The sequence below is a fragment of the Bacillus sp. FSL R7-0672 genome (genome assembly GCF_038601465.1).
GTDB classification, from domain to species: domain Bacteria; phylum Bacillota; class Bacilli; order Bacillales; family Bacillaceae; genus Bacillus; species Bacillus pumilus.
In genome coordinates this window covers 484,307-498,162 of sequence record NZ_CP152010.1, presented here as the reverse complement: position 1 = coordinate 498,162, position 13,856 = coordinate 484,307, and the positions used below count along the sequence as shown (strand labels likewise).

Below are 13,856 nucleotides of genomic sequence, written 5' to 3'. Positions count from 1 at the left end.
TCTTTGCTCTCTTTAACGCTTACGAGGTTAGCTGACGGATTCGGGCGCATGAGACTTTGCCCTACCTTAAAAGGATTCACCCCACATGGTGTTTTATACCACCAAAATTGGTTCCCCCGCTCATCGAAATGATTCAGCGATTGGTCTTTTATAAAAGAGATCATACTCCCGTTTGACACCAAAGTAAAGAGATTTTTTCGAGGTCTTTTGACCGTTTATTAATCAGTCTTTTTGCGGTTTTTTCGTACGAAATAAACAATCATCACAACGACAAAAATGATCAGTACAGCGATACAAGCAAAGTAAATCCAAGAATCACCGACGCCTTGCTTTTCACCTTTTTTAAGATCATTTTTTGCATTGCTGACTGTTTGGTGATTAGAGAATACATCTTTGTTTTTACTTTCTATTGCAACTGTTGCGGTCTCCGTATTTGTTTGAAGGAAACGTATCACTTCATTTGATATATCAGCGTCAGCTGCCGTCATTCCTGAAAAAACGGTCAGGGCTTGGTCTTTATTCCATACAGATGGCTGCGTCCATACAATACGAGCTGTTGTCTCGTTGATCATGCCAAATGAGGATACATCATATTGACCCTTTTTCGCTGGAACGATGAGATCGTCTGCTTTTTCTTTTAAAAGAGAGAATGTCTGGATACCCCCGATGAAAATGAGAGAGTTCTTTTTCAATTGTTCATCTGTCACATTCGATGCTTTGATCAAATGATAGTGAGCAGCTTCCGGTTGACTAAATGATTCGGTCAGCATAGCCATTTGATTGATTGAGGCTTGATTGATTTGATCTGGCATAATGATCAATGTGTTTCCTTGCTCCGTTTCTGAAGTGTAAGGAAGCGGCCATGCGGCTAAGTCCGGTGTATCATTAGTTGTTCCTTCTGGTATTTGAAGAGAGCTGTTCTTATCAATGTAAATCCAGCCTTCTTCATCTGTATGTCTACAAGATTCCATGTTTTTAAAACCTGTTGTGACAAACTGTAAGTCCACATATTCGTTCTTTTGAAGCACTTGTGAATCTACTGGAATCGACACATGGTAGAACCCATTCTCATCTTTGTTTCCTAGTTTTGTTAACGGTACGTCGTGCGGTTCGTTATTGATCATCACTGTTAGACGCTCTGCTTTGTTCGCTGGATCTGATTTTTTAAATGATAGATTTAGTTTTGCACCTGATTTTTGTTGAGCCATTAATGCTTTCGGATAATAGTAATGATCAGATGCTGTCTTTTTGGTTCCAACTTTGACATCATCTGCGCCAAAATCTATTAAACGAATATGATGAGATGGCTTAGAATCATTAGCTGTCACCTTTTGCAACAGCAAGTCGGTTCCAGTGAGCTGACCTGTCAGTTCTGGCTGAGTCAAGACATTGATTTTTTCAGCAATTGTCTTTGGCTGCTTCGCAGTGACAAATAAAATGGGCTGTTCTTTTTTCTTTGCTGTCAGGGTTCTCACCGCTAACGTAAGTTGATCACCTTCTGTTTTAATTCCAGCCGCTTGCTCGAGCGATTTCATTCGTCCATTCCAGCTTCCTTTTGCTCCAACAGCAATAGTTGGGTGCGCAATTTGCTCGACGTCCTTTTCTTGAACGAGTTTGAGGTCTGCTAGACGGTCTTTGTTTTTCAACGTACGATATACTTTCATAGCCGCTTCTAATTCAGCCGCTTCTGGTTTATTTGGAATCACAATATCTGTTTGTTCTTCCTGATCACCTGATGGAATAAATGGCGAAGGGAAGCTGTCTAACGTCACGTCTTTCGTTTGAACTCCTTTGAACGCCAGCTCACTTTCAGGATATACTTTCAGCCAATTGGCAGGCGTCTCTTGGTTGATACACACACCTTCTTTTAACACACCATAAAATGCGAGCTGAATTTGATGAGATCCTTTTTTCAATTGCGCTTTGTTCAATTTGATTTGAATCGATTTTTTTGAGTTTTTTCCTGATACAGGGATCGTCTTTTCAATCTCTCCATCGATCATCACTGTGAAAGACGATGGCGATATTAGTAATGGTGAAGCCTCTATATTTAATGTAAGAGTGCTAGACTCTACTTTTTCTTTCTCCATTTGATAGGAAAGATCAATGCGGTCTTCTTGACCATACAAGGTCACCACATCTTCTGATAAATGCTGCGTTTCTGTTTGATTTCCTTTTGATGAGTGAACCCAATCGTCTTTCACTTGTACTCGATTGGATTGCGCCATTGCTTGACTTGCCATGAAAAAAGGCTGAATGGCAAGGGATAGCGCTAATATTAAAAACATCCATTTGACCGATTTCAATTTGTCACCCGCTTTTCTTTTGTTGTTGATCGTAACGCTCTGTTTTGTACCATTTCACTTCTTGTTTCAATAATCGGCTCTTCACCTCTACACATAAGGAGTACACGACAAGCGCAATCCATACTTGAGAATAGGTGAAGTACATGAGAACCACAATGAGAATATTTTGTTTGGTGAGCTCTGTTTTCTCAATACTTAATGTAATCATCACTTCTGTTAGAAAGAGGAAGAAGGCTAATCCCCACAGGATCAGTGCGACAGCCCCTACAGATAAGTGAAGGTCAACAAATAGGTTTACAATAAAGATGCCATTTGAGAGCAGAACACCGAAGAAGAATAAGAAATACGTAAAGAAGAAATAAAACAAATCGAAAATCATTCGTTTTCGTTTCAGCTTCATAAACTGCCTTAAAAATTTAAGGACAACATATTGATTTCCTCTAGCCCAGCGCGTTCTTTGCCGCCACCAGACCTTCCATGTCTCAGGCTCTTGTTCCCATGTGATTGCAGCTGGGAAAAATCGAATCACATATCCTAGGTTATACACACGGATCGTTAATTCGGTGTCCTCAGCCAAAGCTTGGGCATCCCAGCCGCCGAGCTCTTCTAAAATGTGCCGGCGGATGGCGAAGTTGGTACCTGGTATTGTCGCAATACCAAACCATTTCCATCTCCCGCCCTGCGCCATCCATTGGAAACAGATGGTCTCAATATTAATAAATTTGGTCAGCAAATTTTTGGCTGCATTGATCACCCTGAATTTCCCGACAACAGCGCCTGCTTTTGGGTCATTTAATAACCCAAGAACCAAATAATAGACAGCCTTTGGTTCAGGCATGTTATCTGCATCGTATACGCAAATCACTTCTCCTGTTGAAGCCTTCAAACCTTCATTCAGTGCAGTGGATTTTCCCTTCCCTGCAAATGGCGGCTTCGTTTCAATCATATGGACATGATCATATTGCTCACTGAATGATTGCACAATCTCTCCTGTGCGATCAGAGGAATTGTCATTAATCACAATGATTTCAAGGAGGTGTTTAGGATATGATAACTGAACCATCGCTTTTAACGTCTGCCGAATGACGACCTCTTCATTATGAGCAGGAATCAGAATACTGACGGTCGGCAGCTCTTTCCCTTGTTTTGTCCATTTAGGCAGCACTTTTTCATAGGTGAGGTAATGTTGAAAGCCGCCCTGCATGAGAAACATGTGGTATAGGAGCATGATCCAAATGAGCATTAATGAAAGATAAAATAAGACATCAGCCACCTAATTTTCTCTCCTTAAAAATTCGTTTTTTCATTGTCAGTCTTAAATACAATGTGTATAAAGCAAATGCCGCAATAAACAGCATGACCACAACTGTGAGAATTCGCAGCATATTTTCCATGCCACTTCGTTTGACTTTTTTTGTTTCGGAAATGTTGGATTGCTCTACTTGAATATGTCCATTCCCTGATGTTTGGATTTTTACATGTGCAGTTTGGACCGTCTGTTTTGTTTTCTTTACATCCAGCCATTCGCTAGAAGGAATTGCCTCCATCTGTGTGATTAACTCCTGTAACCCTGCAATCCCTAACTCCACGTCATAGGACAGCCCAATTGCGGCTGATTGCAAATGCTGCACGGATTGAATCGTCTGTTCAGTTAAAACATTTGAACCTTCTTTGTCAGACACTTGCTCAACTTGCTGCTGAGGATATAAGGTCATGCCGTGTAACATGGCAGGAGACGTCACGAGCGGCGATGCACCGGCTGTTTTCCAAGTGCGGTCTGATAACTGCACCTGTCCAAATAGGCTGGATACATGCTTTGAAATTACTTCATAACCTTTTTGTGATATCGCATCATGCGGCACCTCGAACGCAAGAGGATATAAGCCTTGCCTAGCAAGAAGCTCAATGCCCTTTGTCAGTTTTTCTTCTGTATAGGCGACTTCTTGCTGCTGATACGATTTGGTATACGTATGAAAGTCTTTTTCATTTGGGAATTGGCTTTTACTTCGTTTCTTCTCTGCATTTTTTGGATCATTTGTCGTGATGGGCTGATCATATTTTGCATCCCAGAACTCAAATCCCTGACCAGATTCCGCCGTTCGATACGTACGGTTAAAGCCATGAAGAATGATACTCGCTCCATTGCCTTGCAATTGTTTTAACACACTCACAAGTTTCGGGCGGTCACTCAGTGTGACTTCATCACCTGTTGCTCGATCTATCCAAACAGGGGTCACTGCAATTTGATAAGGAATATGCTGTGCAGATACGTATTGTCCAAGTTCTAGCAGCTTCTTCTCGTCACTTGCTGGACTGATGTTCGCGAGCATTACGTATTTTGTCTTCATTTGCACAGAAGATGGCATGTATTTTTCTAGCACTTCTGCAAGAAGCTTGTTGTGCTGCACGACATCTAAGATACCGATATATGCCGCACCTTCTTTTGTTTGAGTCACAAATGGCAGATCAGATTGACGTTTCTTCACTAGAAATTCATTTTCCAAGTCTGCCCCTCGAACCGTTAACACATTGATCCTTCTCTCTAGCTGACGGTATGTCTGATCATGTGTATGTTTCAATTGACTGATATGGTCTTGTTTGTGAAAAGTAAGCTTGGAGAATGGGTGGAGCTGTTCCGCATTGTATCCAATGGCGATGAATTGCTGTGATTCGTTCATTGCACGAATGGTTTGTTTTGACAAGGTTCTCTTTATTTCACCAAGATAAATGACTTGCTGAAATTCATTGATCCTCTTTTCAGCCAAATGTTCATCAGATACAATCGTCGTCTGTTTGGAAAAATGACCGGCGAGTAGATCCAGCATATGAACGGCTGGAGTCACTTCCCCCGATGGTGTGGAATAAACGATCAGTGTATTTGGCTGCGTGACAAGCGCCTCGGCTGAAGCAATGTGTTTAAACGAAAGAATCGAAAAAAGCGTGATCATCAAACAACATTTCATCAAAGAATTAAAGTTCATTCATCATCATCTCTTTTTCTAGTTCTTCTAAAAACTGCTCTGGCGTACGATAATCCGAGCTGCTTGTTAAATGACAGACATGAAATGTCAAGGTCACTTCACGACCGTTTAATAGGACATGCGTTTGCAGTTTATCCTTTAGCTTATCAAGGACAACTGACACATTTTCTTCTGGTGTATGGGTTAGCAGCAAGCCCATTCGTTCTTCAGATAACCGAAATTTCTTATCGGTTTCTCTTATGCTTTCGCGTATCTTGAGACTTAATTGCTGAAATAGGTGCTGCATTTCTTTTTCTCCATATAACGATTTGAATTCCGCTGCGTAATTCATATGAAGAAGGATAAAGACAAATGGCTGTTTGTACCGTTCTGCCCGTTTCATTTCCTCAGACAATTCGAGCTTCATCCGCTCAGCATTGTCAAACCCTGTTGTCGAGTCAATCGCCACAAATTGTTTGATGGCCTGTTTTTGTTGTTCAATGGTGTGACGCAGCGTATTAATCCGTTCATGCAAGCTTCCCGCTGAAATAGCGAAAAAAAGAAGTGCTACGCCCCAAATTACTACATCTTGTAATGTTTGATTTGAAAAAAGGGGATTTTCATGGCCAAGCTCTGTAAAGAACATGACACTTCCTATAAAGAACAAAATCAGTAAGGTGAAAATTAATGCTGGTAGGATACCAAATAAAACACCACAGCCTAACACGACAAATGTCAGTGCGATGATCATAAAGCTCTCCGCATCTTGTACGTTAAGGTAGCCCATAAACAAAATAAGGCCTGCAAACGTGAGGAGCAGAGAATAGTACAAGCGATACGTGTTACTGAACAACCGATTCATTTAGAAGCTCCCTTTCTGCAATTAGAGGCAATAAGTTATCAAATGAGTGTGTCTCTTTTTCGTTCATGTATCCTCCGTAATAAGGCTTGAGAGGATCTTGGGTTTGTAATTCTTTCATGCGGTGATAGACAGCCTTTGCAAATTTCAGCTCGTTTTGTTTAAGGGCATACAAAATGACGAGTGCATATACCGAAGGCGATTCATATGTGACAGATGGCTGCAGTGTACTCAGTTTGTATCTTCCGTACAGTTTTCCTTCTTGTTTAAACGACGTTTTAAGCCATTTCTTGATCTCGGACGTATTCACCTTTGCATGATGTGCATGTAAAGCTGTATAAAGTTGATCGATCATATTGATTTCTTGATCGAATGAATAGGTTTTTTTCTTTATGTCATAGGATTTAGGAAAGAATCCTTTTTTTCTCGGTGCTTGTTTTAGAATGGCTAATTGGTTACTGGTCATTTGTTTCGTGAATATTTGGAGGGATTCCAATTCTTTGATTGCTTTTGGGTCTATATAAGAGAGTGTGATTGTATGTGAAGTTCGATTGGTTGATGCATCATAATAATCGGACAATATGCCTTTGAACATGTTTTTTTCTTTTAACGCTTGAGCGATTTCTTTTGCTGTCGTTTGATACGCTGACTTCTTCCACAAACGATTTGCCTTTTGAAGTGCCGCCACTACACGTAAATCATCAACTAAAGCATTGGCCTTACTTTTTTGATCAGATTCAATTTGCCAGCTGAGAAGATGGTGGTCTATTAAAAATTGATCTTGCAGAACATCAAATTGTTGGTCAAATGAATTTTGATCTTTTTTTCGAACAAGATAATCCATCCAAAGTCCAAGTGATTCAGATAAGTAGATGTGCTGCTCTGCAAAAGAGGTGCGAATTAAGCCTTGATCTGTCATTAAGTGGTGAGTGATAAAATATTCTCCAGGTAAAACGGGCTGAGGTGATACTGGATCAGCTGATTCTTTCTGCTGTTCCCAGGTACATCCGCCTAGTAGAATGACAATGAGTAAAACAATTGCTGTACGATATATGCGTGTATGCATTCGTGTCCCCTTTCAATTCCGCGTTCTCTAAGCATCTAACGATTTATTATAGAGCGTTTTTGTTTAAATTTAAATGAATATTTTATGCCAATTTACGAGCCTTTTCGCATATTTATTCCCATTTTCAGAAAAACAATATGTCGATATACTTGATAACACTGAAAAACCCATGCGTTTCCGCACGGGTTTTTATAGAACTATTGATCTAATTTTAATTTCTTTAATTGTTCAGCTAGTGCGTTATTAATTGGTTCTTCCACTTTCTTTTGTTTCTTCATATATTTAGACACATCGTGCTTACTGGCTTTCTTTTGATTGGATTGAGATTTGCGTTTTTCGAAGACAGACAGCTTTTCTCTATGGCCGCATACACAAGCAAAGATTTTGCCATCGCCTTCTCCGCGTAGCTCGAGCTTTTTATGACAGTTCGGGCAGCGTGCGTTTGTTTTCTTCGCCACATTTTTACGATGGCCGCATTCTCGGTCCTGGCAAACGAGCATCGTGCCATGTTTTCCATTCACTTTCAGCATGAGTTTACCGCAGTCTGGACAATGGGTGCCAGTGACATTGTCATGCTTAAAGGTCTGGTTCCTCTGTTTGATTTCAGATACAGCTTGTTTGGCATATGACTTCATTTCACTCATGAATTGAGAAGCTTTCAATTGCCCTTTGGCAATTTTAGAAAGTTTTTGTTCCCATTCCGCTGTTAATGCAGGAGACTTTAAATCTTCAGGCACTAACGAGAGCAGCTGCTTCCCTTTCGATGTGATGAAAATGTCTTTGCCCTTTTTTTCGATTAAGAAGCTATTGAACAGCTTTTCAATAATATCCGCTCTTGTTGCTACAGTTCCTAGACCACCTGTTTCACCAATGGTTTTCACTAAGTCCTTTTCCTCGTTCTGCATAAATGCCGCTGGGTTTTCCATAGCAGATAATAGGGTCGCTTCATTAAAACGTGCAGGAGGTTTCGTTTCTCCTCTTGTCTCTTTCAGCTGTCGTACATCTAGTGACTGTCCTTCTGAAAGCAGCGGCAAATGTTGATCTGCCTCGGCTGATTCCTCTTCTTCATATGAGTCATCGTACACGGCTTTCCAGCCAGCTGCTTGCACGGTTTTCCCTTTTGCTGTGAACGTTTCACTGCCTATTTTGGTGATGACCGTTGTTTCCTCATACTCGAAAGGATTCATAAGTACAGCAAGGAATCGTTTGGCAATGAGGTCATATAATTTACGCTCTTTATCGCTTAATACTCCTGGGTACAGCTCTTCCTCGGTTGGAATAATCGCATGGTGATCTGACACCTTGGCATCATTGACGAAGCCTTTGTGCGCTTTCACACCTGATTGTAAAATCCGGTTCACATGCTGCGCGTACGGTCTGACATTCATTCCTTTTAAACGATCTTTTATTGTAGGAACGATATCCGCTGAAATAAATCGTGAATCTGTACGTGGATATGTGACGAGCTTATGCTGCTCATACAATCGCTGAAGCGTAGATAATGTTTCTTTGGCTGAAAAACCATAGCGTTTATGTGCATCACGCTGCAATTCAGTCAGATCGTACAGTCCCGGCGCAAAAGCTTTTTTCGCTGTTTTTTTCAACGCATCAACCACTGCTGGTTTTCCTTCGCAGGCTGCCAAGCGATCTTTGATCACATTCTCTTGGAATGTCCGGTTTTGCTTTGTTTTGGCATCCTGCCAGGTCAAAGTCAGTCCATCTACTTGTGCAGTCAATCCATAGAACGGCTTCGGCTGAAATTGCTGAATGTCTTCTTCTCGTTTTGCGATCATGGCGATCGTTGGTGTTTGCACCCGTCCGCAGGAAAGCTGTGCATTGAATTTTGTTGTCAGCGCTCTTGTTGCATTGATGCCGACAATCCAATCTGCCTCTGCACGCGCAACGGCTGAGCGATACAGGTTATCGTATTCTTTGCCGTCTTTTAATCGTTTGAAGCCTTCTTGAATGGCTTTGTCCGTGACAGATGAGATCCATAGTCGTTTCAAAGGCTTTTTCACATGCGCTTTTTCAAGAATCCATCGAGCGACAAGCTCCCCTTCACGTCCTGCATCTGTTGCGATGACAATGTCTTTGACATCTTTTCTCGCAAGCTGCGCTTTCACTGCTTGGAATTGTTTTCCTGTCTTTTTCATCACCACAAGCTTAAGCGGTTCGGGAATGATTGGTAAATCCTCTAAACGCCAGGATTGAAACTCTTTTCCGTAGCCTTCAGGATCAGCCAGTGTGACCAAATGGCCAAGCGCCCACGTCACAATGTATTGATCTCCTTCTAAAAAGCCATTTCCTTTTTTATGACACTTCAGCACCCGTGCAAGATCACGTCCGACCGAAGGTTTCTCTGCTAATACAACTGTTTTTGACACTAGATTTCACATCTCTTTCTTCTATCCATTCTTTTATTATAGCAGACGTAGAGATGCGGTTCTAATGACGGATTATTTCTTCAATCGTGTGATGATTTCGTTTGTGACTTCTTGCGTTTGATAGGCGCCGCCGATGTCTGCCGTTAAAAAGCCATCTGCTGTGACTGATTCGATGGTTTCGAGCAGATGTGTGCCCAGTTCTTCCTCTCCGAAATGATCAAGCATGAGTTTAGCGGTCCAGATTTGACCGATTGGGTTGGCGATTCCTTTTCCCGCAATGTCTGGAGCTGATCCGTGTACAGGCTCAAACATGGATGGGTATTTGCCATTTACATTGATGTTGGCGGCAGGCGCTATGCCAATACTTCCCATAATGGCTGCCCCAAGGTCTGTCAAAATATCACCAAACAAATTACTGGCAACAATCACATCGAATTTTTCTGGTCTTGTTACAAAGAAGGCTGAGAGCGCGTCAATGTGCTGTGAGTCTGCTGTCACCTCTGGATAATCCTTTGCTACGTCTTGAAACACTTCATCCCAAAAAGGCATGGTATGAACGATCCCATTCGATTTGGTTGCACTCGTCACATGCTTTCGCCTTTTTTCTGCTAATTGAAAGGCAAAACGCATCGCACGCTCTGTCCCTTTTCTTGAGAATACCGCATTTTGAACAGCAAGCTGATCTTCCCCTTGATAAATACGGCCTCCAATTTCACTATATTCACCTTCACCGTTTTCTCTGACAACTAGAAGATCGAAATCCTTTGGCTGAGCAAGCGATGAGCGAATGCCGCTCAGCTGTTTTGCAGGTCTGACGTTTATCACCTGTTCAAATTCCCGCCTAATCTTAATAAGCAGTCCCCAAAGTGATATGTGATCCGGCACTAAATTGGCATCTCCGACTGCTCCTAAGAAAATGCTGTCAAAGGCTTTCAATTGATGTAATCCATCCTTTGGCATCATCTCACCATGCTCTAAATAATATTCACAGCTCCACGGAAAATCCCGAAAGGTAAAGGACAGACCGCCATGCACTTCTGATACCGCTTTCAATACTCGTATGGCTTCAGGTACAACTTCCTTCCCAACCCCGTCACCTGGTATCGCCGCAATTGAAACATGCTTCATTTATTTCTCCCCCTTTATTATCAGTCGACCGTCGACCGTTTAAATTTGAGTTTACTAGAGAGTACATGTTCTTTCAATGGATAAAGGCACTTTTTTGATCAAAGCGCCTTTTTATTCTGCAAAAGCATCGAGGGTTTCTCCTTCTTCCTCCCCGTACCTTTTTTATCTGAAAGGAGCAGTCCGCCTAAGGTCAGTGCCGTTCCGAGTATCGACATGAGGGTCAATCTCTCATGAAGAACGATCATTGAAATGACCATCGTAATAATAGGAACGCCATAAATATACACACTCGCTTTCACCACACCGAGCGTTTTCACTGAAAAGCTCCATGTTAGAAAACAAATGGCAGATGCGAACAGGCCTAAAAACAATAAGTGAAAGGCAAACGACGGGTTCGACAATCGCTCCCAGTCTATACGAATTTTAAAATGCCAGATCAGGGGAAGCATCCAGAGTAAGCCGTAAAAAAAGACACGTCTCGTCACTTGAATGATATGGTATCCATATTGGTTGATGATTTTCGATAAAATAGAATAGAAGGCCCAGACAATGGTCGCCGTTAATGCTAGCGCATCACCGATTGGATTCAATTGGAACGTCGTCATTCCATTAAAGCTAATCAGTACAATTCCTGTCATCGCGATGAAAAAGCCTATGAAAAACCGGCGATGCAAAGGCTCATCTTTCAATAAAAAATAAGCCAATAAAAATGAGAAGAATGGCACAACCGAGCTGATGACTCCTGCATTCGAAGCGAACGTATAGGTGAGAGCGACATTTTCTAAAAAATAGTATAAGACCACACCACATAACCCTGCGAGCGCAAACATCGCTTCATGCTTTTTACGGTGCACCTTCATAGTGACTGGGTATATCAACATCAGAGCGAGATATCCAAGAAAAAAGCGGAAAAATAATATTTCTGTTGGAGAAAAAGCCGTTAACAATATTTTGGTTGAGATAAAGGTCGATCCCCATAGAAAAATGGTGAATATGGCCGCTAGATGACCAAGAAGCTGGTTATTTTTCATCTACTGTTACCTGCTTTGCAAAAATGTGCTGATATTGCCCTGGTGTGAGCCCAATAAATTCTGAAAAGAAATGACTTAAATGACTTTGATCTGAAAAACCGGCGGAGACTGCCGCATCTACAGGCTTTACTCCTCGTGAGAGAAGCTCCTTCGCATAATTCACTCTCACTGTCTGTAAATAACGATACGGCGTGATCCCTCTGTACTTTGTAAAAGCACGCAGAAGTGAGTATTTGTTCATGGAGACAAGCTCTCCTAAGTCGTCTAACGATATATTTTCCGTAAGGTGTGTTTCAATATATTGCTGTGCGTCTTGAACTTTCTGTTCGGCAGCATGCGCTGCTGATGCTTTTTCCTCTGATGTATCAGCATAGGCTTCAATCAGCTGCTTCATAAAGAAATAAAACGTTTCCTGTTTATTCAAAGCTGGGGCTTCTTCTGTCATCATTTGATGAAGATCATATAATGGCTTTGTCAGTTCACTTTGTGAAAACACAGGGGCTTTAAAGTGTGGCTTGTGCTGAAACATCTTCTCTATCACATCTGCTTCTATATTTAAACAACGATAATCTAGTGTCCTGTGATCAATCTGCTCGCATGCGTGATTGTCATATGGATTGAAAAGAAGAATGTCTCCCTTTTCAATGATGTATTCTTTATTTTGGCAGATCAAACGTCTTTGACCATCCTCAATAAATCCAATTACATAGTATGTATGAAAATGATTCGGGAACTTTTGCATGATGCCATGAAAGCGATACGCCTCTATTTGCAAGTCCTGATCAAAATGTACCGTTCGTTCTTCTTGTGTTTTCATGTCGATCCCCTCTTTCACTGAACTGATCATTAGTGTAGCACACCCTTTTTCTCTTGAATTGTACGATATTGACTTTTCCGATGTAGGCTTGCCTAGAGGGAAAAACTTGGATAACATGAGACAAAAGATGATGTGTAAATGAGGGAATGACAGGATGAATTCATTCGAGATGGAAAGACCAGCACCATACCATATGCAATTTTATGAACAGCTGAAGCAAATGATATTTGATGGACAGTTTCAGCCGGGGGAACGTATCAATGAGACACAGCTTGCCAAACAATTTGGTGTAAGCCGATCACCAGTGAGAGAGGCGATGAGGCTTTTAGAAAAAGATGAGCTCTTGATCGCTGATCATCGGTCAGGCTACTCTGTCTATACGTTAACGGAAAAAGATGTCGAGGAGCTTTATCAAATTCGGATCGCCCTAGAAACGCTTGCTGTTGAGCTTGCATGCAAGGAAGCCGCGCAAAGAGAGCTGGAGGAAATTGGGCATGTTCTCACGCAGGCAGACGAAGCAATCAAGCAGCAGCTGGCATCTAAAGACATCGTCCAGTTACATGAAGCCTTTCATCAAAAAATCATTCTAGCTAGTCACAATCACCGCTTATGTAAACAATTGAATCATGTGAATGCACTCATTCATTTTTGCCGCATCTTTCATTTTAGCGGCGGGGCGCGTGCTGAGACGATTCAAACAGAGCATGCTGCCATTTATTCTGAAATGAAAGAGCGCCGCTCCACAGAAGCCGTTCAAGCGATGACGAATCATTTGTTACATGATGTGATGCACTTAAAGCAAGTACTCTCTGAAACAAACACGGATTAAGTGATTTTTCTTTTTTTCCATTTTTTAAGCATTACATGAACATATTTTGAATTTTCCGTAGATTTTAGCATGTCCGGACAATCTTTCGTTTATATTAGAAGATGAGAAACTAGGTTTTATACAGGAGGATTTGTCTATGCATACAAGTATTAGCCGTCTTCGTAAGGCGGGTTTTATTGAGGGTATGTCTCTTTTAACCCTACTTTTAATTGCCATGCCTCTGAAATATTTTGCGGATATTCCGATGGCAGTCACCATTGTAGGCTCTCTTCATGGCGCATTGTTTGTCATCTATATGCTTATTTTGGCATATGTGACCTTTAAAGTTCGCTGGCATTTGAAATGGTCGATCGCTGGTTTTTTTGCGGCGTTCATTCCTTTCGGCAACTTCGCCTATGATAAGGTGCTCCGCCAGTATGATACAAAAGCTTAATCAAAAAAGGCTAAAACGAAATTCGTTTTAGCCCTTTTTCTCC

Annotated in this window: 11 protein-coding genes and 1 riboswitch; of the genes, 2 read left to right on the top strand and 9 right to left on the bottom strand. The window is 41.5% G+C overall.

Annotated features, from left to right (window positions below; translation table 11 throughout):
* Position 1: 1 nt before the first annotated feature.
* Positions 2–149: riboswitch (cyclic di-AMP (ydaO/yuaA leader) on the bottom strand.
* Positions 150–218: 69 nt separating this feature from the next.
* The 9 genes from MKY18_RS02370 to MKY18_RS02330 all read right to left on the bottom strand — a co-directional run bounded on the left by MKY18_RS02370 (position 219) and on the right by MKY18_RS02330 (position 12,551).
* Positions 219–2,306 carry a cellulose biosynthesis cyclic di-GMP-binding regulatory protein BcsB gene (locus MKY18_RS02370; protein WP_342488050.1) on the bottom strand — a complete coding sequence of 696 codons (2,088 nt, stop codon included), beginning with the start codon at positions 2,304–2,306 and terminating at the stop codon, positions 219–221.
* 4 nt (positions 2,307–2,310) lie between these two features.
* Positions 2,311–3,579 (bottom strand): glycosyltransferase, encoded by a 1,269-nt coding sequence (locus MKY18_RS02365; RefSeq protein WP_113768591.1) that lies wholly within the window; start codon positions 3,577–3,579, stop codon positions 2,311–2,313.
* Positions 3,572–5,287, bottom strand: coding sequence for a DUF2334 domain-containing protein (locus MKY18_RS02360; RefSeq protein WP_342497706.1), 1,716 nt, complete (start codon positions 5,285–5,287; stop codon positions 3,572–3,574). The genes MKY18_RS02365 and MKY18_RS02360 overlap by 8 nt, the downstream gene beginning before the upstream one ends.
* Complete coding sequence (locus MKY18_RS02355) at positions 5,277–6,128, bottom strand: GGDEF domain-containing protein (RefSeq protein ID WP_283924163.1); 852 nt, start codon at positions 6,126–6,128, stop codon at positions 5,277–5,279. The genes MKY18_RS02360 and MKY18_RS02355 overlap by 11 nt, the downstream gene beginning before the upstream one ends.
* Positions 6,109–7,191, bottom strand: coding sequence for a glycosyl hydrolase family 8 (locus MKY18_RS02350; protein WP_126741428.1), 1,083 nt, complete (start codon positions 7,189–7,191; stop codon positions 6,109–6,111). Before MKY18_RS02350 ends, MKY18_RS02355 begins: the two co-directional genes overlap by 20 nt.
* A 197-nt stretch (positions 7,192–7,388) precedes the next feature.
* The gene (locus tag MKY18_RS02345) at positions 7,389–9,575 is read right to left on the bottom strand and encodes a DNA topoisomerase III (RefSeq protein WP_185108358.1); all 2,187 of its coding nucleotides are present in this window, start codon (positions 9,573–9,575) and stop codon (positions 7,389–7,391) included.
* 72 nt (positions 9,576–9,647) lie between these two features.
* The gene (locus tag MKY18_RS02340; protein WP_342497705.1) at positions 9,648–10,703 is read right to left on the bottom strand and encodes a tartrate dehydrogenase; all 1,056 of its coding nucleotides are present in this window, start codon (positions 10,701–10,703) and stop codon (positions 9,648–9,650) included.
* A 98-nt stretch (positions 10,704–10,801) separates the two neighbouring features.
* Complete coding sequence (locus MKY18_RS02335) at positions 10,802–11,734, bottom strand: DMT family transporter (RefSeq protein ID WP_268453337.1); 933 nt, start codon at positions 11,732–11,734, stop codon at positions 10,802–10,804.
* Complete coding sequence (locus MKY18_RS02330) at positions 11,724–12,551, bottom strand: AraC family transcriptional regulator (RefSeq protein WP_065098822.1); 828 nt, start codon at positions 12,549–12,551, stop codon at positions 11,724–11,726. Before MKY18_RS02330 ends, MKY18_RS02335 begins: the two co-directional genes overlap by 11 nt.
* A 154-nt stretch (positions 12,552–12,705) precedes the next feature.
* On the opposite strand from MKY18_RS02330, the gene MKY18_RS02325 reads away from it, so the two are divergent.
* Together MKY18_RS02325 and MKY18_RS02320 are read left to right on the top strand one after the other, a co-directional pair.
* On the top strand, positions 12,706–13,380 hold the full coding sequence (locus MKY18_RS02325) for a GntR family transcriptional regulator (protein WP_065098821.1): 675 nt from the start codon (positions 12,706–12,708) through the stop codon (positions 13,378–13,380).
* Between the two features lie 136 nt (positions 13,381–13,516).
* A complete protein-coding gene (locus MKY18_RS02320) occupies positions 13,517–13,813 on the top strand; it encodes a DUF3817 domain-containing protein (RefSeq protein ID WP_003214125.1) in 297 nt (98 codons plus the stop codon).
* Positions 13,814–13,856: the final 43 nt, after the last annotated feature.

Coding starts and splice junctions, on each gene's coding strand:
- MKY18_RS02360 (WP_342497706.1), bottom strand. CDS start 5,287: ATGAACTTTAATTCTTTGATGAAATGTTGTTTGATGATCACGCTTTTT.
- MKY18_RS02355 (WP_283924163.1), bottom strand. CDS start 6,128: ATGAATCGGTTGTTCAGTAACACGTATCGCTTGTACTATTCTCTGCTC.
- MKY18_RS02350 (WP_126741428.1), bottom strand. CDS start 7,191: ATGCATACACGCATATATCGTACAGCAATTGTTTTACTCATTGTCATT.
- MKY18_RS02340 (WP_342497705.1), bottom strand. CDS start 10,703: ATGAAGCATGTTTCAATTGCGGCGATACCAGGTGACGGGGTTGGGAAG.
- MKY18_RS02335 (WP_268453337.1), bottom strand. CDS start 11,734: ATGAAAAATAACCAGCTTCTTGGTCATCTAGCGGCCATATTCACCATT.
- MKY18_RS02330 (WP_065098822.1), bottom strand. CDS start 12,551: ATGAAAACACAAGAAGAACGAACGGTACATTTTGATCAGGACTTGCAA.
- MKY18_RS02325 (WP_065098821.1), top strand. CDS start 12,706: ATGAATTCATTCGAGATGGAAAGACCAGCACCATACCATATGCAATTT.
- MKY18_RS02320 (WP_003214125.1), top strand. CDS start 13,517: ATGCATACAAGTATTAGCCGTCTTCGTAAGGCGGGTTTTATTGAGGGT.